Source organism: Pseudomonas sp. LBUM1645 (assembly GCF_059716185.1).
In genome coordinates, this window is sequence record NZ_CP166811.1 from 2,404,680 (window position 1) to 2,428,776 (window position 24,097).

Annotated in this window: 7 protein-coding genes and 2 pseudogenes; 6 read left to right on the forward strand and 3 right to left on the reverse strand. The window is 59.9% G+C overall.

Going from position 1 to position 24,097, the window contains the following annotated elements; translation table 11 throughout:
- Positions 1-86 precede the first annotated feature (86 nt).
- The 5 genes and pseudogenes from ACA079_RS10685 to ACA079_RS10705 all read left to right on the forward strand — a co-directional run bounded on the left by ACA079_RS10685 (position 87) and on the right by ACA079_RS10705 (position 7,219).
- The gene (locus ACA079_RS10685; protein WP_497703417.1) at positions 87-1,406 is read left to right on the forward strand and encodes an outer membrane protein transport protein; all 1,320 of its coding nucleotides are present in this window, start codon (positions 87-89) and stop codon (positions 1,404-1,406) included.
- A gap of 56 nt (positions 1,407-1,462) precedes the next feature.
- Positions 1,463-2,245 (forward strand): annotated as a pseudogene (locus ACA079_RS10690) (MCP four helix bundle domain-containing protein); the annotation flags it as partial.
- 261 nt (positions 2,246-2,506) lie between these two features.
- Positions 2,507-3,103, forward strand: a pseudogene (locus ACA079_RS10695) (methyl-accepting chemotaxis protein); the annotation flags it as partial.
- A gap of 172 nt (positions 3,104-3,275) precedes the next feature.
- On the forward strand, positions 3,276-6,173 hold the full coding sequence (locus ACA079_RS10700; RefSeq protein WP_497703418.1) for a sensor domain-containing phosphodiesterase: 2,898 nt from the start codon (positions 3,276-3,278) through the stop codon (positions 6,171-6,173).
- Between the two features lie 119 nt (positions 6,174-6,292).
- Entirely contained in the window at positions 6,293-7,219 is a 927-nt protein-coding gene (locus ACA079_RS10705; RefSeq protein ID WP_497703419.1) for a Gfo/Idh/MocA family protein, read from the forward strand.
- 94 nt (positions 7,220-7,313) lie between these two features.
- On the opposite strand, the gene ACA079_RS10710 is transcribed toward ACA079_RS10705, so the two are convergent.
- Genes ACA079_RS10710 through ACA079_RS10720 form a run of 3 tightly spaced genes read right to left on the reverse strand, consistent with a single transcriptional unit; the run spans position 7,314 to position 11,727 of the window.
- The gene (locus ACA079_RS10710; protein WP_497703420.1) at positions 7,314-8,642 is read right to left on the reverse strand and encodes a TolC family outer membrane protein; all 1,329 of its coding nucleotides are present in this window, start codon (positions 8,640-8,642) and stop codon (positions 7,314-7,316) included.
- Position 8,643: 1 nt separating this feature from the next.
- The gene (locus tag ACA079_RS10715) at positions 8,644-9,984 is read right to left on the reverse strand and encodes an HlyD family type I secretion periplasmic adaptor subunit (RefSeq protein WP_497703421.1); all 1,341 of its coding nucleotides are present in this window, start codon (positions 9,982-9,984) and stop codon (positions 8,644-8,646) included.
- A gap of 6 nt (positions 9,985-9,990) precedes the next feature.
- Positions 9,991-11,727 (reverse strand): type I secretion system permease/ATPase, encoded by a 1,737-nt coding sequence (locus ACA079_RS10720; RefSeq protein WP_497703422.1) that lies wholly within the window; start codon positions 11,725-11,727, stop codon positions 9,991-9,993.
- Positions 11,728-12,408: 681 nt separating this feature from the next.
- Here ACA079_RS10720 and ACA079_RS10725 point away from each other — a divergent pair.
- Entirely contained in the window at positions 12,409-23,451 is an 11,043-nt protein-coding gene (locus ACA079_RS10725; protein WP_497703423.1) for a peroxidase family protein, read from the forward strand.
- The last annotated feature ends 646 nt before the right edge of the window (positions 23,452-24,097 follow it).

Here is a 24,097-nt window from a genome sequence, read left to right on the forward strand (position 1 = left end):
CAACTCCAACCGGCACTGAGAAGTGCACAGGACGGCGAAGCCTTGCCTACGTGCAATCAACAAAAACAATAAACAAGAGGTGGACAATGAAACTGAATAGCCGTGTGAACCCGTGTCTCTCTGTTCAGCGAAAGTGTGCTGTCTGGATTAAGTTCACCAGTGCCATGGCACTCCTCAGCGCCTCTACAATTGCAGGCGCCAATGGCATTGCCCTTAACGAACAAAGTGCAAGCAGTGCGGGAACTGCTTATGCGGGAAGGTCGTCATCCGCGCTGGATGCCAGCACCATCTTTGGCAATCCGGCAGGCTTGACCAAGTTGAAGCGTACTGAGATTTCCGGCGGGGCAGCGGTGGTCTCGGTGAGCGACGACATCAGTGATGCGCAGAGCAGTGCCCCAGGAACGAATGAGGGGGACTCTGTACCTTTGGGAGTCGTGCCCTTCGCTTATATGTCGACGCCACTTGATGATCGCTTTTCGATTGGTCTTGGCCTGTATGCGCCGAGTGGTCTGATCAATGATTACGAGAGCTCTTTTCAGGGCCGCTACCATGGTTCCTATAGCACGACCAAGGAAGTAACCCTGCAGCCGACCATTGCTTATCGGATCAATGATTACGTGTCCATTGGTGGCGGACCGACCATAAACCGTTTCAATGCCAAGCTTCAGAATTACCTGGCCACCGGTGCCCTGAACAACGGCGAGGACACACTGGTCACCATCAAAGGCGATGACACGGCACTTGGCTACAACGTAGGCATATTGATTGACTTTACTGAGGCAACCAGTTGGGGGATTAACTATCACTCGAAGGTGGACTATGAACTCAAGGGGCATACTGAGGTTTCTGGCTCACCGAGCGTTATCCCGCTGGACGGAAATTATGACAACAAGATAGACCTCACGATGCCCGAATCCGTGGACACGTCTATCACCCATCATTTCAATGATCGCTGGACGGGATACCTGGGAACCACCTGGAAACGTTGGAGCCGGATCCAGAAGGTCGAGGCAGTCAACAGCGGTCTTTCCCCCGTGGGCCAGGCGGCTGGCATGAGCACGGTGATCGAAGAAATGAACTGGCGCGACACTTGGTCCACCGCAGTTGGCGCCTCCTATCAAGTGAACCAGCAATGGCTCCTGCGCGCGGGCTACGCCTATGATCCATCGCCTATCAGAAATGCCGATCGCAGCGTGCGCATTCCAGTTGGCAATCGCCAGGCCGTGACCCTGGGTGGTGCTTATTCGCCGAATTCCGATCTGACCATAGACTTTGCTTATGGTTATCTCTGGGATTCCAAAGTCTCGATAAAGCAGTCGAACAACTCCGGTCTTCAACCGGAATACAGTGCCAACTATGACAACAGTGCGAATGGACTTTCAGTGCAGGCAACCTATCGGTACTGATCGACACGACTCTATTTTTAATAGAGTCGATACCTCCAATCCATCGAGTTAGCCACGTGAACCTTCTGAATCAGTCCAAATTCTCGACCAAGCTTTTGACCTCATTCGTCATCTGCGCCCTGATCACCCTCGTCGTGGGTGGGTTGGGAATGGTGGGGGTCAGCCGTTTGGCGACTGCGCTGTCATTGACCTTTTCCAACAGCCTGGTTTCAGTGGGCAACATCAACGAGACCATGACCAGCCTGGTCGCTCACAACCGCGGGCTTTACCGGTTGCTTGATGCTCACGCCGGCGATGTGTCCGAAGCGGACAAGGCGCGTGTTCGCCAGAACCTGGCGACGGATCTGGCTCGGGCAGAAGATGCTTTCGCGACCTACCGTGCCACACCTCTGGCGGTTGATGAGCGGGCAGCGGGGGACAAGTACAAAGCACTGTGGCCCGGTTATGTGGAAGGTGCACGGAAGGTCATTGAGTTGGTGGACGTCGGTGATCTTGCGCAGGCACGCATTCGCCTGAACGCGCTGTCGGTTGACGTGTTCATTCATGCCCGCGATCACCTGCGGGCCATGATCGATTCGAACAAGCGGCAGATCAAAGAAAGTGCCGAGGGTGCGCAGGAACTCGAAGCCAGCTCAATGCTGATCCTGCTGGTCGGGATCGTGATCGCCTTTCTGGTGGCTGTCGCTCTGGGCATTCTGATTACGCGCATGATCACCCGCCCACTGGCGGTGGCAGTCGCGAGTGCCCAGCGCATTGCCGGTGGCGATCTGACCCAGAGCATTTCCACTACCCGCGGCGATGAAGCGGGGCAACTGCTCAATGCCTTGGCGGACATGCAGGGCGGCTTGAAACACACCATTGCGCAGATCGCCAGCGCCTCGAACCAGTTGGCCTCGGCCGCCGAAGAGCTGAGCGCTGTGACCGAGGAAAGTACCCGGGGCCTGACGCGGCAGAATAACGAAATCCAGCAGGCGGCCACCGCTGTCAATGAAATGACTGCGGCCGTCGAGGCCGTGGCGCGCAACGCCGTGTCGACCTCCAAGGCCTCTAAAGCCGCGGCCGAAGACGCTGCTCATGGCCGCAGTCAGGTCGACCATACGCTCATGGGCATCAGCACCATGGTGGAAGAGATCACCGAGTCGACCGAAACGGTGACCGAACTGGCCGGGCACATTCGGGAAGTCAGCCAGGTACTGGACGTGATCCGCAGCATTGCCGAACAGACCAACCTGCTGGCGCTCAACGCCGCCATCGAAGCCGCCCGTGCTGGCGAACAGGGACGCGGATTTGCGGTGGTAGCCGATGAAGTGCGCGCGCTCGCCCACCGTACCCAAGCCTCGACCGTAGAAATCGAAGGCATGATCAGTACCGTGCAATCGGGCGCTAATGGGGCCGTCACTGCAATGGGCAAGAGCCTGTCGCTGGCCACCAACACCGAGGAACTCGCCCGGAGCGCCGGGGCGGCGCTGGAAAAGATTACAGACAGGGTCGTCACCATCAACGAGCGCAATCTGGTGATCGCTTCGGCGTCCGAAGAACAGGCCCAGGTCGCCCGTGAGGTGGACCGTAATCTGCTGAACATCCAGGACCTTTCGACCCAGACCGCTGCGGGTGCCAACCAGACCAGCGCTTCGAGCCAGGAACTTTCGCGGCTTGCCGTCTCCTTCAATGCCCTGGTCACTCAATTCAAGCTTTAAGGTCCGGAGGACGGCTTCACGCAGAAACTTGTGGGCTGTGGCATGTTGACATGGCACTAAAGCGAATAAAACGATTGAAAAAAACCTCTATAAGCTTTAAACGGGAAGCTCGCCGGCACATTGCTGGCAAACAGTACGCGAGTATTGCCAGTTTCTGGCTCAGGGAGCGCTGATGAGTATTCGTCCATTGACCGACTCTGCGCGGCAATCGAACGATTGCGACGTTGTTGCCTCTCAACAAAAAGACAATTCGGATACTGTCGGCCCGGCCTACGCTGGCAACGAGGACACGATCGAACAATTGCTGGAGTCAGCGCGCAACTGGGCCCACACCACCGCCTGGGTCGTTTACCGTGCCGGTGAACAAATGCATTGGGTCGGGCAGGGCAACCCGCTGGAGCAGTGGCCGTCAAGCGTTGCGAATGACGAGTTTGAAGCCTTTTGCCTGTCCAAGCAGTTGCACCGCTGGCCGACTGGTAAAGGCGAAAGTGTGCTGGGTTGGCTACTCGCGCCAGTCAACGATGCCGCGGAACCGGCGCTCGCCGAGTTTGCCCAGCGCCTGGGCATTCAGGTTCAGACCAGTACCCTTGCCCGTGCGCAGATTACTCAGCGTGTGCTGTATGAAATTACCTACCTGGCCAGTTCGACCCGCGACCGGTCAGTGTTTCTGGTGGGGGTTCACCGGCTGCTGGCTAGCCTGATCGACGCCGAGAACTTTTATCTGGCGCTGTATGACCCGCACAGCGGCAAGATTGACTACCCGTATTACGTCGACATCATCGACGTTGATGCCGTGGAGTCCTCGCACTACGAATACCTTGACCCTTCGCACCTGTCGTTGACCGGCCAGGTGTTGACCACTGGCCAGCCGTTGCTGATCGACGCCGCCGGCATTCTTGCGGCGCAGGCCGAGGACCGTTTTTACTGCGTGGGTGATCGTCCCGAATTCTGGATGGGCGCACCGTTGAAAAATGCCTCGGATGACGTGTTCGGCATGCTTGCCATGCAGGTCTACGACGTTTCGCGTACCTACAGCGCCGAAGACCGCGCGCTGTTTCTGGTGGTGGCGCGCCACGTGGCCATGGCGCTGGACCGGATTCTGCACCGAGAGGACCTGGAAGCGACGGTGATGCGTCGAACCCTGGAGCTTTCGGCACTCAACGACGCATTGAGGCAGGAAGTGGCAGAACGAGAGCGCGCCGAACATCTGCAGAGCGCGCTGTTCCAGATTGCTGAATTGTCGAGCCAGCCTGGCGACATGGCTGAGTTGTTTCAGACCTTGCACGGCATCGTCGGTGATCTGCTGTTCGCGCAGAACTTCTACATTGCGCTGTTCGACGACGCGACCAGTGAAGTGACCTTTCCGTATTACGTCGATGAGCGGCAGACGGTCCGCCCGGAGGCACGGCGTGGGTGCCGGGGCTTGACCGAGTACGTTATCCGTCAGCGTCGACCTTGCCTGATTGACGCCGGCGAGGCTGACCGATTGACTGCGCACAATGAAATCGAAGTTGCCGATGTGTATTTCCAATCCTATTCCTGGCTGGGCATCCCCTTGTTCGATGGCGATGTGGTGCGTGGCGTGCTCGCGGTGCAAAGCTATACCTCGCAAGTGCGGTATACCCTGCGTGACCAGGAACTGCTGACGTTCGTGTCGCGGCACATTGACACAGCGTTGTCACGACGCACCGCCGCCGAAGCGATCCATGCCGCCAACCTCAAGCTGGAAGCCCGGGTGCAGAACCGCACCCGCGAACTCGATCACGCCAATGCCAAGTTGCAACACGAAAACTCCCACGATGCGCTGACCGGGCTGCCGAATCGTACCTACCTGCAACAGCGCCTCAACACGGCCTGGTCGCAGTTCGGCAGCGAAGGCGGGCACCTGGCGGTGATGTTCATCGACCTCGACCGGTTCAAGATGGTCAACGACAGCCTCGGCCACCATTTTGGCGACCTGCTGTTGATGCAGGCCGCCCACCGTTTACGCGGTTGTCTGCGCGACACCGACATGCTGGCGCGCCTGGGGGGCGATGAGTTTTCGGTGCTGGCTCCCGAGGCGCCGCTGGACGTGGTGATCGACATCGCCGAACGGATTCTGGTGGCGTTTGACCTGCCGTTTTTCATCAATGGCTATGAAGTTTTTTCGTCCTGCAGTATCGGTATTGTCAGCGCCGACAGTCAGTTCCATCACGAGCCAGCCGACTTGCTGCGCGATGCCGATGCAGCGATGTACCGGGTCAAGAGTGCCGGGCGCGACAGCTACGCGGTGTTCAATCAAGAAGTGCGCCGCGAAGTTTCGGATCAGGTTGAGCGTGAAGGGGCCTTGCGCAACGCGCTCAAACGTACCGACGAACTGTTGCCGTATTTCCAGCCAATTGTCAGCGTCGAAACCGGCGAACTGTTGGCCCTTGAAGCGCTGATCCGCTGGCATCAGCCGGGCGGCCGGGTGATCGCGCCGGGCGAGTTTTTGCCGGACGTCGAGGGTTTGCGCCTGATCGGTCGACTGGACCTGTACATGCTGACCAGCATCGCAGTGATCCTCGCACATCCCGAGCACGCCAATTGGCCTGCAGTGCACGTCAATTGCTCCAGCTACAGCATGACGCGTCCGGACTTCGCCAGTGATGTGCTTGCGTTGTTGGCGCGGCATGGGGTCTCGCCGTCGCGGATCTGCCTGGAGTTGACCGAAGGTGCGTTGGTCGCTGAGCCGGCGATTGCCCGACTGACCATGCAGCAATTGGCCGACAACGGCATGTCGGTGGTGCTCGATGACTTCGGTGCAGGGTTTTCATCCCTGAGCTATGTGCATCAATACCGTTTCAGCGGCTTGAAAATCGACAAGTCGTTCATCCTCGAATTGACCACCAGTCCCCGCAGTCGCGCAATCGTCCGGGCGATTGTGCGGATGGCCGAATCGCTGGACCTCAGCGTGGTGGCCGAAGGTGTCGAGGATGAAGCAACGCTGGTCTTGCTGCGCGAAATGGGCGCAGGGCAGGCCCAGGGTTATTACTTTGCCAAGCCGATGGGGTTGGAGGCGTTGTTGGCGAGTTCGCTGCTCGGTCGCTAGGGTTTGTTGACGTTCCGAGGCTGTGCCAGCCCGGCCATGCTCTGGTGGATAAGCCCGCTATACAAACGTAACCTTGCCAGTTCGCTTCCCAAGACAAGAAAAAAAACCAGGAGTTATTGATGCAACCGATCCGTCTCGGTCTGGTGGGCTATGGCAAGATTGCCCGGGATCAACACGTCCCCGCTATCAACGCCAACCCCGCGTTCCAGTTGGTCTCTGTCGCAACACAAGGGCAGCCCTGCGACGGGGTCGCAAACTTTCAGTCCCTGAGTGAGCTGCTCGAAAACGGCCCGGCCGTGGATGCGATTGCGTTTTGCACGCCGCCGCAAGGACGATTCGTTCTGGTGCAACAAGCGCTGGCCGCTGGCAAACACGTGCTGGTGGAAAAACCGCCGTGCGCCACGTTGGGTGAAGCGATGGCGTTGGTGAATCAGGCCGATGAGCAAGGCGTCAGCGGTTTGTTCGCCTGGCATTCACGCTACGCGCCCGGCATCGAAGCCGCCCGCAACTGGCTGGCCACCCGCACCCTGCAAAGCGTACAGATCGACTGGAAGGAAGACGTGCGCAAGTGGCACCCAGGCCAGGCATGGATCTGGCAACCCGGAGGCCTGGGCGTCTTCGATCCCGGCATCAATGCCTTGTCGATTGCAACCCATCTGCTGGCGCTGCCACTGTTTGTTGAGTCTGCCGAACTGCGAGTTCCCAGCAACTGCCAGTCGCCTATCGCCGCTTCGATTAAAATGTCTGACGCGCACCACCTCGATGTTCGCGCGGAGTTCGATTTCGACCACGGTCACGAAGAACTTTGGAGCATCGAGATTCGCTGCACCGAAGGCATCTTGAGACTGGACAACGGTGGCGCCCTGTTGAGTATCGACGGCGTGCGCCAAGCCGTATCGGAGGAAGGTGAGTACGCGGCGGTGTATCGACATTTTCAACAGCTGATTGGCGACAAAGCCAGTGACCTGGACCTCCAGCCGCTGCGACTGGTTGCCGACAGCTTTTTCGTCGGCAGTCGGGCGTTGGTTGCGCCGTTCTACGATTAGCGTCCGCTCAGAAACGCAGAGGTGGGTGAAAGGCACGCTGTTGCGTGCCTGGGTTTTGCCGACCACCTTGTAAAAATTGCCGCGCAGGTGAACGTCAGTTGGTGACCAACAGTTCCGGGCCGAGGTAGTCGTTGATGTGGTCGATATCGTCGTCGCCCAGACTGCCCACCGAAGAGGCCAGGCGCAGGCGCGACATCAAGTAGCGCAGCTTGGCCTCGAACAGATCGTGGCGGGCAACGTAGAGCAGCTCTTCGGCATTGAGGACGTCCGCATTGGTGCTGGTGCCCCCTTCTTTGAAGCCCTTGCGTGTCGAATTCAGTGAGCGTTCGTTGGACTCCACGGCCCGCTCCAGCGCGTGAATACGTTGGGCGCCGCTCTCTACGCCGCGATATTCACGGGTGGTACCGGTGATGACTTCCTGGCGCGTGGCGTCGAGTTCGTCCAGGGCCTTATAGCTATTGGCACTGGCCTGGCGTGTCAACGCGCTGGTGCCGCCACCGCTGTACAACGGGAAGTTTACTTCCAGCCCGATTGAGCCGTAGCGGTTGCGTTGATTCAACTCGGAGATTGATTGGCTCTGACCCGCGGTGTAGCCGGCAACGAAATCCAGTGTTGGCCAGTGGCCGGCCTTGGCGCGCTTCACTTCTTCTTCGGCGAGGTCGCTGCTATGACGGCGCGCATGGATCAGCGGGCTGTCGGCCTGGGCTTTGACCAACCAGTCTTGCAGGTTGCTCGGTAGCAGCGGTGGTGTATCGAAGCTCGGACGCAAAGTGGTCAACGATTCGGGGGTTTCACCGATAAATTCCTCAAGTTTGCGACGCGCGTTGACCAGGTTGTCCTGCGCTTCGATCAGCTCAACCGCGGCGAGGTCGTGGCGAGCGGCCGACTCGTCGATGTCGGTGATGGTGCCGGCCCCCAACTCCATGCGCCGTTTCGCCGAAGCGAGTTGCTCGTCGAAGGCGCTCAGTTTGGACTTGGCAAGGGTGATGGTTTCGCTGGCCAGGAGCACGTCGAAATAGCTTTCAGCCAGGCGCACTGCGGCGTCCTGACTCTTCGCATCGAACACCGCGACGCTGTAGTCGGCACGTTGCTTGCCCTGGCGGTACTCGGCCATCTTCTGTTTGTTGAACAGCGGCTGGCGCAGGCGCACGTTAGCGCCCTTGGAGGTGTAGTCGAGATCTCTATCGACGCCGCTCTGGCGTTGGGTGCCATTGACCTTGTTGTCGTAGGCCGAGGCATTGATTTGCGGTAGCAGACCGGCCATGCCGATGTCGCGGTTTTGCGCACCAGCCTCCTTTTCATGCACGGCGGCGCGATAGACGGGGCCTTGGTACTGCAACAGATCCCAGGCTTGTTTGAGGTCCATGGCACTGGTCGGGAGGGACAGCGCCAGCAGGCAGAAGAACAGGCAATGACGGTCCATTTCATTGTTCCTTGAAGGAGCTGTCAACACGCTCAAGCATCGGTTTGAGAAGATAGCTCATCATGTTGCGCTCGCCAGTCTTGATGGTGACGCTGGCGGGCATACCGGGACGAATGTGATTGCTGCCAAGAAGGCTCATGCCATCGGGCGTGACTTCCACCTGAGCCAGGTAGAACGGCTGCTTGCTTTCCTCGTCGAGCAGGCGGTCGGCGGAGACGGTCTTCACGCGGCCGGGTATGTTGGGCGTCCGGGCATGGTTGAAGGCCGGGAAGGATATGTCCACGGCCAGGCCGGGGACCATCTTGTCGATGGCTTGCACGGGAATCATCGCGTCGACCTGCAGCGGTTCGTTGTCCGGAACGATTTCCATGATCTTGAAGCCGGGCTGAATGATCCCTCCGATGGTGGCGATGCTCAGGGACTGGACCATGCCATCGATGGGCGATCGAATCACCGTGTGGGTCACTTCATAGTCCAGCGCACGCAAGCGGTCGGCCAGGGTGGTGTTTTCCTTGGCGGTGTCGGTGAGCTGCGATTCGACTTCCTTCAGGTAATCGTGCTGGCGCTGCAGGATGCGCAGCTTGATTTCGGTGGTCTGGCTACGCACGCGAGCGATGTTGTTGAGGTTCTCGGCCTGGCCGGCGGAGAGGTCGGCATTGCTGCGTTCCAGCTCAAGCAGACGGTTGCGCGGGACATAGCCTTCGGCCGCCAGCGCGCGGGTGCCTGTCAGTTCCTGGCTGAGGAAGTTGATCTGCGAGGCGCGGGCGCCATAGACCTGCTGCAGACCCTTGAGCTGCACCGCCGACGCCGCGAGGTTTTCCTGCAGGATGCTGATTTCGCCAGCGAGGCCGGCACGCCGGGTGTCCAACAGGCGTTGTTGCAGATCCATGGCGGCCACCAGGCGCTGGTCATTACCGAAGCGCTTGAACAATTCGGGATCGTAGTTCACCACGTCGCGGCCGTCACGTTCCGCTTCCAGGCGGTTTTCCACCGTCTTGCTGACGATGTACTGGGCGCTGACCGCACCCTGTTCGGCAGCGGCACGCAACGAGTCGAGGCGGACCACCTCCTGACCCTTTTTCACTGTATCGCCTTCGCGGACAAGAATGGCCTCCACGGTACCGCCGCTCAGATGCTGCACGGCTTTGCGATTGCTGGTGACTTTTACCGTGCCTGTCGCTACTACGCCGGCATCCAGCGGCGCCAGCCAGGACCACAGGAGGAAACCGCCGAAGCCGGCGAGCATCAGCAACATGCCCCAGCGCACGGGTTTACCGACATCCAGATCCACCTCGTTCCTGGGATCGGCGAGAATCATGTCGGTGTGTTGGCTCATTTGCATGATCGGTTACTCCCGTGCTTTGACGGAGGCCAGCGGAGTTGACGCGCCTGCAGGCATCACACTGGCCTTGCGCAGCGCTGCGAATACTTCGTCGCGAGTGCCGAGCATCTGCACGCCGCCGTCGCGCAGCATCAGCACCTTATCGACGGCGCAGAGCACATTGGGACGGTGGGAAATCAGAATGACGGTGGCGCCACGGTTTTTGAGTTGGGCCAGCGCATCGACCAAGGCCTTTTCACCGACGTCGTCGAGGTTGGCGTTCGGCTCGTCCAGCACAATCAGATTGGGTTCTCCATACAGCGCGCGGGCCAAGGCGATCCGTTGCTTCTGGCCACCGGAAAGCGGGCTGCCATCGGTGCCCAGACGGGTCTCATAACCCTGCGCCAAACGCAGGATCATTTCGTGCACTCCAGTCGTCCTGGCGGCGCGGATGACCGCGTCGCTGTCCACTTCACCAAAGCGCGCAATGTTGTCGGCGATGGTGCCTTCGAACAGCTCTACATCCTGTGGCAGGTAACCGAGCCAGGGGCCAAGTTCGCCCTTGTTCCAGGTGAATATGTCTGCGCCGTCCAGGCGCACCTTGCCGGCCTGTGCCGGCCAGACGCCGACCAACAGGCGGGCGAGGGTGGATTTGCCCGAGGCGGATGGACCGATAATGCCAAGGCTTTCGCCGGGGGAAAGGTTGAAGCTCACCCCGCGCAGAATCGTGTTGGCGGTGCCGGGGGCGCCGGCATACACATTTTCCACCGCCAGCATGCCCAGCGGCCGCTGCAGTGACATGCTCGGTGGCCGGCGCGGATAGTCGTTCAGCATCTCGTTCAACCGGCCCCAAGCCGAACGGCAGCCAAGCAGCTGCTTCCACGACGCGATGACTTGTTCCACCGGGCCCAGCGCGCGGCCGGTGAGGATCGAGCAAGCAATCATCATCCCGGGGGTGATCTTGCCTTCGATCGCCAGCAGCGCGCCGGCGCCGAGGATCAGTGACTGCAAAGTGATACGCACGAAGCGCCCGGTGCTGCTGATCAGGGCGGCACGGTCGGAGGCCAGGGTCTGCATTTCCAGTATGCGCAAATGGCTTTGGTACCAGCGCTTGCCGATCGACGGCAGCATGCCCATGGCCTCGATGACCTCGGCGTTGCGCAGGTTGTTGTTGGCGTAGCTGGCGGAGGAGAGGGCGGCCTGATTGGCTTCGGCCAGCGGCTTTTGCGTCGCCTTCTCGGTGAGATACGCCAGGCCCACCAGAATCAGCGAGCCGATCAGCGTGACCAGTCCGAGCAGCGGGTGGATCAGATAGGCGACCAGCAGGTAGATCGGCGTCCATGGTGCATCAAAGAAAGCGAACAGGCCATTGCCGGTGAGGAACTGACGCACCTGCGCGAGATCCTGCAGGGCCTGGGCCGGATTACCTCCGGCGCGGCTCAGGTTGCGCTCGAATGCTGCGGTGAAAATGCGTCGATTGAGGTCCATGTCGAGGCAGTTGCCGACCCGGATCAACACACGGGTGCGGAACATTTCCAGCGTGGCCATCAGTAAGAACAGGCCTATCACCAGAATGGTCAACATCGTCAACGTTGTGACGTTGCGACTGACCAAGGCCCGATCATAGACCTGCAACATATAAATAGCTGGCGTCAACATCATGACGTTGATGACGCCGCTGAACCCTGCGAGTGAGTAAAAACTGCGGCGAAGTCGAAAAAGCGCGTCAGCCAGTTCTGATCGAGTGCTCGATTGTTTGTGCATTTGGGCGACCCCTCTTCGAAAAGCCGTTAGCCCTTGCGGCGCAACAGCTAACAGATGTAGTCCGCAGGCAGTTTGTCGATATACAGGGTGGTCGCTCTAGGGCGAATCTCCTGCAAATCTCTGCGTTGCTTCCATAGCCAGCAGCGTAGGTGGCGTCGAAACAATCTGAAATAACATTTCGCTCTAATGCTGCAATGAACTATCTATAAGTCTTTTAAAAACAGCTAGTTGTGAGGCTAATTGCCAGTCGTCAGTTTTACGTGTCGTAAAATTGACAATCTTTCGCTATGGAACTTTAGTCTCAGTCATTGAGGGAGCCGCTCGCCTGAAGCCTGTCAACTTTTTGGCAACGCAAGGTGTGATGATTTTCCCGATGGAGCACACCATGTCGATGATTTCGTTCTACTGCGGAGTGAAGGGGCTGTTCAGGAAGTTCGCCGTTACTTCAAGTTTCCATGGCCCACCCAGGGCTGGGGTTCGCTCTGCCTAATCGCCGAGCGAGCCATTCTTTCGCGAATTCCAGGCGCGCATCCCGGGGGGCCGTGTAACGGCTTTGCCATCCCGCGCCAGCGCTCGCCAAAAAAAAAGAACCAACACACTGCGCAAGCCAGCACCGGACTGGGCGCGGGAGGATTCTTATCGTCCTGTGTCCTTTCCCCAAAGAGATCGAGGGCAATCAAAATGGCCAATTTCAACAAGTCGGACCTGGAGTTCATCCTCAAACAAATCTTCATCGCAGAAGCGCATGCCGACGGCGCCAGCCTGAGTGATTTGCTACCCAACAGTCAGGTGCCATTCGGCCTGCGCACTGTCGATGGCAGCGACAACAACCTGGTCGCCGGGCAAAGCGAGTTTGGCGCCGCGGACAATTCCTTCCTGCGCCTGCTTGATGCCCAGTATCGAGCGGCCTATGCCGCGTCAGGGACGGTGTCCGACTCGCAGCCACGGACTATCAGTAACCTGATTGTCGACCAGACCGCCAACAACCCGGCCGCAGTAGCGGCGAACGGCGGTGCAGCCCCGGTGATCAGCCCCGGTCTGGATGGCGTGTTCGGCACGGAAGACGACAAGGAAGTGTTCTTCATCCCCAACGTGTCGGCGGACGCCGGTCTGACCGCCGGCTTCAACTCGTGGATGACCTTCTTTGGCCAGTTCTTCGATCACGGCCTCGACCTGGTCACCAAGAGCAGTACCGACTTCGTGTTTATTCCGCTGCAGCCGGACGATCCGTTGTACGTGCTGGGCAGCCCGACCAACTTCATGGTGCTGCCACGTGCAGTGCATACCCCCGGCGCGGACGGAATACTCGGCACTGCCGATGATGGCCAGCCCAACACCACCTCGCCATTCGTGGACCAAAGCCAGACTTACAGCTCGCACCCTTCGCATCAGGTGTTCCTGCGTGAGTACGTCCTCAACGCGGCAGGTGACCCTGTTGCAACGGGGCGCTTGATTACCAACCGCGATCTCGGCGCCGACGGCAAGTTCGGCACGGCCGATGATGGCGACGGCACCAATGGCGGCATGGCGACCTGGGCCGTGGTCAAGGCCCAGGCCCGTGACATTCTCGGTATCAATCTGACCGACGCCGATGTGCACAGCGTGCCGCTGCTGGCAACCGATGCGTATGGCAACTTCATCCGGGGCTCGAGCGGCATGCCGCAGGTGGTGATGCGCGTCAGTAACGGTGCTGACGGGATCGCCGGGACAGCGGATGACGTCACTCAACTGGTCGAAGGCAACCGGGATGCTCCGATCAGCCTGGCCAACGCCGTGAGCGCCGGGCATGGCTTCCTCGACGACATCGCCCACAATGCCGCGCCGGTAGTCGTTGGCGGGGTTCTGCAGGCGGATGCTGACGCCGATATCGGCAATGCGCAGCTGGTTGGCGCGGGCGGCAACAACCTGACCTACGACAACGAACTGCTCGACGCTCACTACATTGCCGGCGACGGCCGGGTGAACGAGAACATCGGCCTGACCACCGTGCACCATGTGTTCCACTCCGAACACAATCGCCTGGTCCAGCAAACCAAGGACACCCTCCTTGCCGCCGGCGATCTGGCCTTCCTCAATGAGTGGCTGGTGGACGACGTGACCGCGATTCCGACTACACCCGCCGGAATCGCTGCGTTGGTGTGGGACGGCGAACGCCTGTTCCAGGCCGCCAAGTTCGGCACCGAGATGCAGTACCAGCACCTGGTGTTCGAGGAGTTTGCGCGGACCGTTCAGCCGCAGATCGACGAATTCCTTGCACCCAACGGGTATGACACCTCGATCAACCCGGCAATCCTCGCCGAGTTCGCCCACGTGGTGTATCGCTTCGGTCACTCGATGTTGACCGAGACCGTCGATCGCTTCGACCCCGAATTCAATCCGCTCCTCACTGACCCGAACAACCCGGACTCGCAAATGGGTTTGATCGCGGCCTTCCTCAACCCGCTGGCGTTCGCCGGCAGCGGGGCGACGGCGGACGAAGCGGCAGGGGCAATCATTCGCGGTGTGACCCGCCAACTCGGCAACGAGATCGACGAGTTCGTCACCGAAGCGTTGCGCAACAATCTGCTCGGTCTACCGCTTGATTTGCCGGCCCTGAACATGGCGCGTGGTCGCGACACTGGCATCCCCACGTTGAATGAAGCGCGTCGTGAGATGTACGCATCAACCGGCGACAGCCAACTCAAGCCGTACATCAGTTGGGCTGACTTTGCGGACCACCTCAAGCACCCCGAGTCGCTGGTCAACTTCATCGCGGCCTATGGCACGCATGACACGATTACGGCGGTGACCTCACTGGCAGACAAACGCGCTGCAGCCTTGGCGCTGGTATTCGGCGGTGCCGGTTCACCGGCTGACCGCCTGAGCTTCCTCAACAGCACCGGTGCCTATGCCAGCGTAACGCTGGCCGGCAAGGATGGGCTGCTGGGTACTGCCGACGACGTGAAGGGTGTGACGATCACAGGCCTCGACGACATCGACTTCTGGGTCGGTGGCCTCGCCGAGCAGAAAATGCCGTTCGGCGGCATGCTCGGCTCGACGTTCAACTTCGTGTTTGAAACCCAGCTGGAGGCGTTGCAGAACGGCGACCGCTTCTACTACCTGTCGCGTACCGCGGGCCTGAACTTCGGCACCGAGTTGGAGAACAACTCCTTTGCCAAGCTGATCATGCTCAACACCGATGTCACCCACTTGGCGAACACCGTGTTCCTGACGCCGACGTTCACTCTCGAAGTGAATCAGGACAATCAGTTCACTAACCTTGGCCTGGACGGCAAAGCCGATCCGACGGGCGGGATCATGATCAACGGCGTGGAAATCGTGCCGCTGGTGATCCGCGACAACCCCGACACCCCTGGTCTGGACAGTAATTATCTGCATTACACCGGTGAAGACCATGTCGTCCTGGGCGGTACCGCCGGTAATGACATCATCATCTCCGGTGACGGCGATGACACCCTTTACGGCGACGGCGGTAACGATCGCCTCGAAGGCGGCGCCGGCAACGATGCGGTACTGGGTGGCGCGGGCGATGACATCATCACCGACTCGTTTGGCGACAACCGTCTGGAAGGTAATGCCGGTAACGACGTGATCGTGGCCGGTAGCATGGGGGTTGCAGGCAACCTGATCCTGGGTGGCGATGGCCAGGACTTCATCGTCACCACCGAAGACATCACCACCACCTTTGGCGGCCAGGGTGACGATTTCATCCTCGGCGCCAAGACCAACCTGCCACCTACCGGCAACGAAGGTGATGACTGGATCGAGAAAGGCACCCAGGACGGTGCGCCTGGCGATAACGCCGCGCCGTTGCTCACTGACGATACGATCGGCAACGACATCTTTGTCGGTGGTGGTGGCTTCGACGAAATGATCGGCGAGGGTGGCGATGACATCTTTGTCGGCAGCGATGCCCAGGACAAGATGGACGGCATGTCCGGTTTCGACTGGGTGACCTACAAAAATGACAGGGTCGGCGTGACCGTTGACCTGTCCTTGGCCGCGCTGGCTCAGCCACACGGCAACGCGCCAAACCAGAACACCGGGGTGTTCAATCCGGTCGGCGCCTCGCCGGCCTCGATTCTCGACCGTTTTGCCGAGGTCGAAGGCTTGTCCGGTTCGAAGTTCGGCGATGTGCTCAAGGGCGATGATGTCGATGCGGACACTATCATCAACCACGGTGGTGCCACGGGCAGTGCGATGACCAATGTGGCGTTGATCCGCGGACTGGAGCAGTTTCTGGCCGATGCCGGTTTGCCGACCACCGGCTTTGCCACTGGCAACATCATCCTTGGTGGCAATGGCAGTGACCTGATCGAGGGCCGGGGTGGCGATGATCTGATCGACGGCGACAAATGGCTCAACGTCAGAATCGCAGTGTATGCCCCTGGCGATGTCAACCATACCGGTCCCGAGATCGCCTCCTTCGACAGCATGGTCGATATGATCCCGTTCATGCTGGACCGCACCTATAACCCGGGTCAGCTCAAGGCCGTGCGGGAAATCATGTCCGGCACCTCGACGGGCGGGGCGGCCTTCGACACCGCCATTTTCTCGGGGCTTCAGTCCGAGTATGTGGTGACGCGTGACACCCGCGGCACGGCCAATGTGGCGGACGATGTCTGGACGGTGACCGATACCGTAGTTGCTCGCGACGGCACCGATACCTTGCTGCATATCGAACGCCTGCAGTTCGCCGATACCCAGCAAGTGCTGGTGACGGGGGTGAATGCACAACCGGTGGGCAGGCCGACCGTCGCGGATGGAAACGGCGGCGCGATAACAGTGGGCGACACACTGACGGTGAGCATGGCCGGTGTGCGCGATGCCAACAACATCGCGGTGGGTAATCTGCAGGGTACTGTCAACAACACCTCAGTGTCCTACTATTGGCAGTTCGAAGCCGACCCCGGCACCGGTGTGTTCGAAGACATCATCCTGCTGCCTGCAGGTGATCTGGCGTTCCAAAGTGCTGACGGCACCTCGTTCAAGGTCTCCCCGGATCTTGCCGGGCTGTCACTGCGGGTCAAGGCGATCTACCAGGATGGTCATGGCACGACTGAAATAGTGTTCTCGCAGCCGACGGCCGTGGTGGAACCCGGCGCGCCGGTAGTGCCGACGGCGCCGACACCGGTAGTCGATGCCACTGCGGGTGGCGAGGGCCTTCACATGGTCCGCTCCGACCTCAACTTCATTCTTGATCAGATCAAGATTGCCGAGGCTGACGCGGCCGGTCAGGACATCCTCTCGCTGATCCCGAATATCCGCGCGCCATTGGGCCTGCGTGCGGTCGATGGCTCGAACAACAACCTGATGAACCTCAACGGTATTAACAACACCGAGTTTGGTGCCGCGGATAACACCTTCCCGCGCTTGTCCGATCCGGTCTTCAATCCGGCGGAAGGTGCTCCTGCCGGGTTCTTTGGCCCCGGCTCGCCGGCCATCCCGGGATCGTCGTACCAACAGAACAGCGGCTCTGTGTTTGACTCGCAGCCGCGCACCATCAGCAATCTGATCGTCGACCAGACGTCGAACAACCCGGCGGCCTATGCCACGGCTTACGACCCTGGGGCAGACGGTAAGCTCAACTTCGGCGAGGTGGGTAACGACGACGTACTCAAGGATGGCGTACGGATAGTCGCCAGCCCCGGCATGGATGGTCAGTTCGGTACTGCCGACGACCACAATGTGTACCTGTTCGAGAACACCACGGCGGATGCGGGGTTGTCCGCGCCGTTCAACGCCTGGATGACCTTCTTCGGGCAGTTCTTCGATCACGGTCTGGACCTGGTGACCAAAGGTGGTTCGGGCACCATCTTCATCCCGCTGAAAGCGGATGATCCGCTGTATGTGGAAGGCGGCAACGCCAACTTCATGGTGCTGACCCGCGCGACCAACCTGCCAGGGGCGGATGGTGTTCTCGGCACGGCCGACGACATCCATGAACACACCAACACCACCTCGCCGTTTGTGGACCAAAACCAGACCTACAGCTCGCACCCGTCGCACCAGGTTTTCCTGCGCGGTTATGAGCTGACCGACAACGGCCCCATCGCGACCGGCAGGCTGATCACTAACGTTGACCTGGGATTGGATGGCAAGTATGGCACCGGAGACGACACCGAAATCGGTGGCATGGCGACCTGGAAAGTGGTCAAGGCGCAGGCCAACGACATCCTGGGTATCCACCTTACCGATGCCGACGTCGGTAACGCCCCGTTGTTGGCGACTGACGCCTACGGCAATTTCATCAAGGGGCCGAACGGCTTCCCGATGGTTGTGATGAAAGGGGCTGACGGTCTTGGTGGCACGGCTGATGACGTCCTTGTCGAAGGCAATCCGCTGTCCCCCATTAGCCTGACCAATGCTGTGCGCACCGGTCACCAGTTCCTCGTCGACATCAACAACAATGCAGCGCCGGTGTTCAGCGGTGGCGTGCTCGTGCCTGACGCGGATCACGACGTTGGTAACTCAGTGCCGTTCAATCCGCAGACCGGGGCCAACCTGGCCTACGACAACGAACTGTTGGATGCGCACTACATCGCTGGCGACGGCCGGGTCAACGAGAACATTGGCTTGACCGCGGTGCATGCGATCTTCCACTCCGAGCATAATCGGCTGGTCGCACAGACCAAGGACACCGTGCTCGATTCAGGTGACGTAGCTTTCCTCAACGAGTGGCTGCTCAATCCGGTGAATGCGTTGCCAACCAACCAGGCTGAGATCGATGCGCTGGTGTGGAATGGCGAGCGCTTGTTCCAGGCCGCCAAGTTCGGCACCGAGATGCAGTATCAGCACCTGGTGTTCGAGGAGTTTGCCCGGACCATCCAGCCCAGGGTCGACCTGTTCTTCGCACCGACCCAAGTCTATGACGTTGACCTCGATGCCTCGATCGTCGCCGAGTTCGCCCACACCGTGTACCGGTTTGGCCACTCGATGTTGACCGAGACCGTCGATCGCTTCGACGTCGATTTCAGCGTGGTCGGCGATCCGAACAGTGCTGATCCTGATCAGCAACTCGGCCTGATCGCGGCGTTCCTCAACCCGTTGGCGTACGCCGCCAGTGGTGTGACGCCCGAGGATGCGACCAGTGCGATCGTGCGTGGGTTGACTCGGCAAGCTGGTAACGAAATCGACGAGTTCGTCACCGAGGCGCTGCGCAACAACCTGCTCGGCCTGCCGCTCGACCTGCCGGCGTTGAACATCGCCCGTGGCCGCGACGTGGGGATTCCTTCGCTCAATGCGATCCGCCGCGACATCTTCAGCCAAACCGGTGATACCCAACTCAAGCCGTACAGCAGCTGGGTCGATCTGGTGCAGCACCTGAAACATCCGGAGTCGTTGATCAACTTCATCGCGGCCTATGGCACGCATGAAACGATCACGGAGGCGACCACGCTGGAAGGCAAACGCGCTGCGGCCATGGCGCTGGTATTTGGTGGTGATGATGCGCCGGATGACCGCCTGGACTTCCTCAACGGCAGCGGTACCTGGGCCAACGTAACGCGGGCCGGCAAGGATGGTGTGCTGGGGACTGCCGACGATCTGAAGGGCGTGACGATCACGGGCGTAGATGCCATCGATCTCTGGATCGGCGGCCTGGCCGAAGAGAAAACGCCGTTCGGCGGCATGCTCGGCTCGACCTTCAACTTCGTGTTCGAGAACCAGCTGGAAAAACTGCAGGACGGTGACCGCTTCTACTACCTGGAGCGTACCGCTGGCCTGTCGATGAACGCCGAACTGGAAAGCAACTCGTTCGCCAAGCTGATCATGGCCAACACTTCGGCCACGCACTTGCCGGGCCTGGTGTTCTCGGACCCTGGGTTCTATCTGGAAGTGGACAAGACCAAGCAGTACAACGATGGCCTGGGCAACGCCGATCCGCTTGGTGAGAACGGCGAGAAAGTGGTGTTCCGCGACAACCCGCTGACCGATGGGCCAGACACCAACTACATCCGGTACTCGGGTGGAGAGCACATCGTGCTGGGCGGCACCAACGGCGCAGACATCCTCATCTCGAGTGAAGGTGATGACACGGTCTGGGGTGACGGCGGCAACGATCGCATTGACGGCGGTTACGGCAACGACCAACTGCGTGGTGGTGCCGGCGACGACATCATCACTGACGTCGGCGGCGACGATAACATCCAGGGCGGCGACGGCAACGACGTGCTGCACGGTGGCAACGGCGTCAACCTGATCATTGGCGGGTTCGGCAATGACTTCATCATTACCGGTGAGGACGCTTCCGAGGCCATTGGTGGTCAGGGCAACGACTTTATCCTGGGCAGCAAAGCCAACGAACAGGACATGGGTAACGAAGGCGACGACTGGATCGAGAAGGGCACTTCGGACGGTGCACCTGGCGACAACTTCGACCCGGCTGGCAATGACCCGGTGATCGGCCACGATGTGTTCATCGGCGGTAACGAGAACGATAAGTTCAATGGTGAAGGCGGTGACGACATCATGGTCGGCAGTCTCGGCCTGGGTGACCGCTATATCGGCGGCTCCGGCTTTGACTGGGCAACCTTCAAGGGGCTCGCCCAAGGCGTGACCATCGATTACACCGACCGCTTTTTCGATGTTCCACCGATGCCGGGTTCGGGTGCTTCGGCGCTGGTGCGTTTCGACATCATGGAAGGTCTGTCGGGTTCATCGCACGGTGACTTCCTGCGCGGTGATAACGAAGATGCCACATCGCTGCCCACTGCGGGTGCAACCGGCAGTGTGCTGACCAACATCAACCTGATCCACGGCCTGGCGGATTTGCTGCCAGACGGAGCGACGTTCTTCGACGGGGGCAACATCATCCTCGGCGGTAGCGGCAGCGACCTGATCGAAGGTCGCGGTGGTGACGACATCATCGATGGTGACAAGTGGCTGAACGTACGCATCAGCGTACGGGCGAATGCTGATGGGACTGGCCCGGAAATCGCCACGTTCGACAGCATGGAGCCAATGGTGCCGTTCATGCTGAACGGTACTTACAACCCGGGCCAGTTGGTCATCGTGCGGGAGATTCTGACGGGTGATAACAGCTACGACACTGCGTTGTTCTCCGGTAGTTTGGGGGAATACGGAATCGAGATCGATGGCGACACTGTCATTGTGACCGACTCGGTGGCGGGGCGTGATGGCGTCGATCGCCTGACGGGCATCGAGCGTCTGCAGTTCGCTGACGTTGCAGTCTCGTCCGGAGTGGGCACCGCTCAAAACAACGACCCATTGGGTCATCTGGCAATCCTCGATGCTGCCACCGGTGTGCGTGACGAAACGCCTGTCGCCGGCCAGTTGCTGCGCGTCAGCGATCGGGGGGTACACGACGCGGACAACCAAAGCGTGGCCAACCCGACCGGTGCGGTAACTGGTGCGGTGGCTTACTACTGGCAGGTCGAAACCATTCCCGGATCGGGCATCTATGACGACATCACCACCGTCGCCGCTGGCGAGGCGACACGGGCGACTGGCACCACCTTCCGGGTGGGGGCCGATGAGGCGGGTCTGAACATCCGCGTCCGTGCGGTGTATCAGGATGCCAAGGGCACGCTGGAGATTGTCGACTCGTCCGGGAACAGTACACCGACCGAAGGGCCGACCGTTATCGGGCTTGCAGCGCAGAACCAGGTGTTGACCGCTGACCCGTCGAGCATCATCGACCTCGATGGCCTGAGCAATCCGCATTTCACCTACCAATGGCAGGCGAACGACGGGCTTGGCTTCGTCAACATCGCCGGCGCTACCGGTAGTACGTTCGCGCTTGGCCAGGCTCAGGTCGACAAGGAAGTGCGCGTGGTGATGGGTTACGTGGATAACTTCGGTGTGGCCGAAAGCGTTTCGTCCAACATCGTGGGGCCGGTGGACAACGTCAACGATGCACCGACTGCAGGGCCGACCGTAACCGGGCTTGCAGTGCAGAACCAGGTGTTGACTGCTAACCCGGCGAGCATCATCGACGTTGATGGCCTCAGCAATCCGCATTTCACCTACCAATGGCAGGCGAACAACGGGCCTGGCTTCGTCAACATCGCCGGCGCTACCGGTAGCACATTCGCGCTTGGCCAGGCTCAGGTCGGCCAGGCAGTGCGCGTGGTGGTCAGTTACGTGGATGACTTCGGTGCGGCCGAAAGCGCTTCGTCCAACATCATGGGGCCGGTGGCCAACGTCAACGATGCACCGACAGGCGTGTTGCTGATCAGCGATACGACACCGGATCAAGGGCAGGTGCTGACCGCGCTGACGGGTGGGATTGCCGATCCGGATGGGCTGGGCACCTTCAGCTTCCAGTGGCAGCAAGGTAACGGCGCGTCCTTCACTAACATCAACGGCGCGACTACTGCGACCTTCACCCCTGGTGCGGCGCAGGTCAATCTGCAACTGCGAGTGATCGTGCGCTACACCGATGGCTTCGGCACGCTGGAGTCGGTGACCTCTGCGGCGACGGCGGCGGTTGTGATACAGGGCGTGGTGCTGCAGGGCAATGCTTTGGCGAACACCCTCACCGGCACCGCGGGTAACGATGTGCTGTCTGGCCTGGGCGGGAACGATACGCTGAATGGCCTCGCCGGTATCGACCAGTTGTTTGGCGGCACTGGCGACGACATCCTCAACGGCGGAGACAACAACGACGTCCTCAATGGCGAGGACGGCAACGACACCCTCAACGGTGGGCTCGGCGCGGATGCCATGAACGGCGGTGCCGGCAACGACACGTTTGTGGTCGACAACGTCGGTGACGTTGTCACCGAGGCGCTGGGTGGTGGTACCGATCTGGTGCAAACCAGCCTGACGAACTACCTGCTCGGTGCCAACGTCGAGAACCTGACCTATACCGGCGCCGGTAACTTCACCGGTACCGGTAACGCGCTGGCCAACACCATCACCGGCGGGGTAGGTAACGACCTCCTCAATGGCGGTGCGGGTGCTGACCGGATGGTGGGGGGCGCCGGCAACGATACCTACGTTGTCGATGCAGCCGCAGACGTGGTGGTCGAGGTGGCGGGTGGCGGTACGGACACCGTGCAGACCTCGCTGGCCAGCTACACGCTGGGCGCTAATGTCGAGAATCTGACCTATACGGGAGCCGGTAACTTCACCGGTACCGGTAACGCGCTAGCCAACACCATCACCGGCGGGGTGGGTAATGACACCCTCAATGGTGGCGACGGCAACGACATCCTCACCGGCAACGGCGGTAACGACACACTGAATGGCGACGCCGGTAACGACCAACTGTTCGGTGGCCTTGGCACGGATACCCTCAACGGCGGCGCTGGCGATGACAGCCTCGACGGCGGTGATGGGGCGGATATCTTGAATGGTGGAGCAGGCAACGACACGCTGCTCGGTGGTGAGGCTAACGACACATTGTTGGGTGGTGCCGGCAATGACTCTATCGATGGCGGTATTGGCAACAATACGGTGACTGGCGGTGCCGGCAACGACGTGATGGTTGCCAGCAGTGGCAACGATATCTTCATGTTCGCATCGGGCTTCGGGGTCGATCAGATCATCGGCTTCGATGCCAACGCGGTGGGAGGCCAGGACCGGCTCGATATTTCCGCGTTCGGCGTCACTGCTGCGACCTTTGCTGGCAGCGTCATCATCACCGATGTCGGTGCGGATACCTTGATCAGCGCCGCAGGAATAGCTGACTCCATCCGCCTGGTCGGTGTGGCCGATGCAACAACCGTCACTGCCGCAGACTTCATTCTCGCCACTTGAGGTCCTGATCAGTACTGTCGCAGACGCGTAAAAAGAGGAGGGGAGGGCATGGATGCCCTCCCTTTTTTTCTTTAAAAAAACTGGCTGTTTGTTGAGCTGAAAATGGGTGAAACACCCTGGCAGGTCGGTATGTCGGACCGTAGGAAACACTCGATCAACATTTGAGTGGGGAGGGGAAAAAGAGGGATCGTCTGATGAATGCTTCCTACTGACTCTTAACTGCTGAACAAGCCGATAAGACTCCAGGCTGCCCCTATCGAAAAAATGAAAAGAATGAGTACCAGCGTGAGGATTAGCGGCTCGATGCGCATGAAAGTGACTCCTCGGAAGGGCTGGCAATGCGCGCCTGATCTGCGACGCAGGTGTTTTTCAAGGCAACGGTTGCATGTATAGGGAGAGTCTCAGGAAAGTTGTTTTTCCAGTGGTAACAGCGCTTCAAACTCTCAATTAATGCGCTAGTGAACTCGCAGCATTCTCTATGCCAAAAAATTTAACAGCCTATAATTCCCCGCCGGCGGGGCTGCCTGATTCTGTGGTCAGTTCTCCATCGGAAAAGTTGAAACAGGATGCGGGTAATACAGCCCGTTTATGGGGAATTTCTCTCAACGTGGGTACGGCAATACCACAGGTGCTTGTGCCTTTCGCA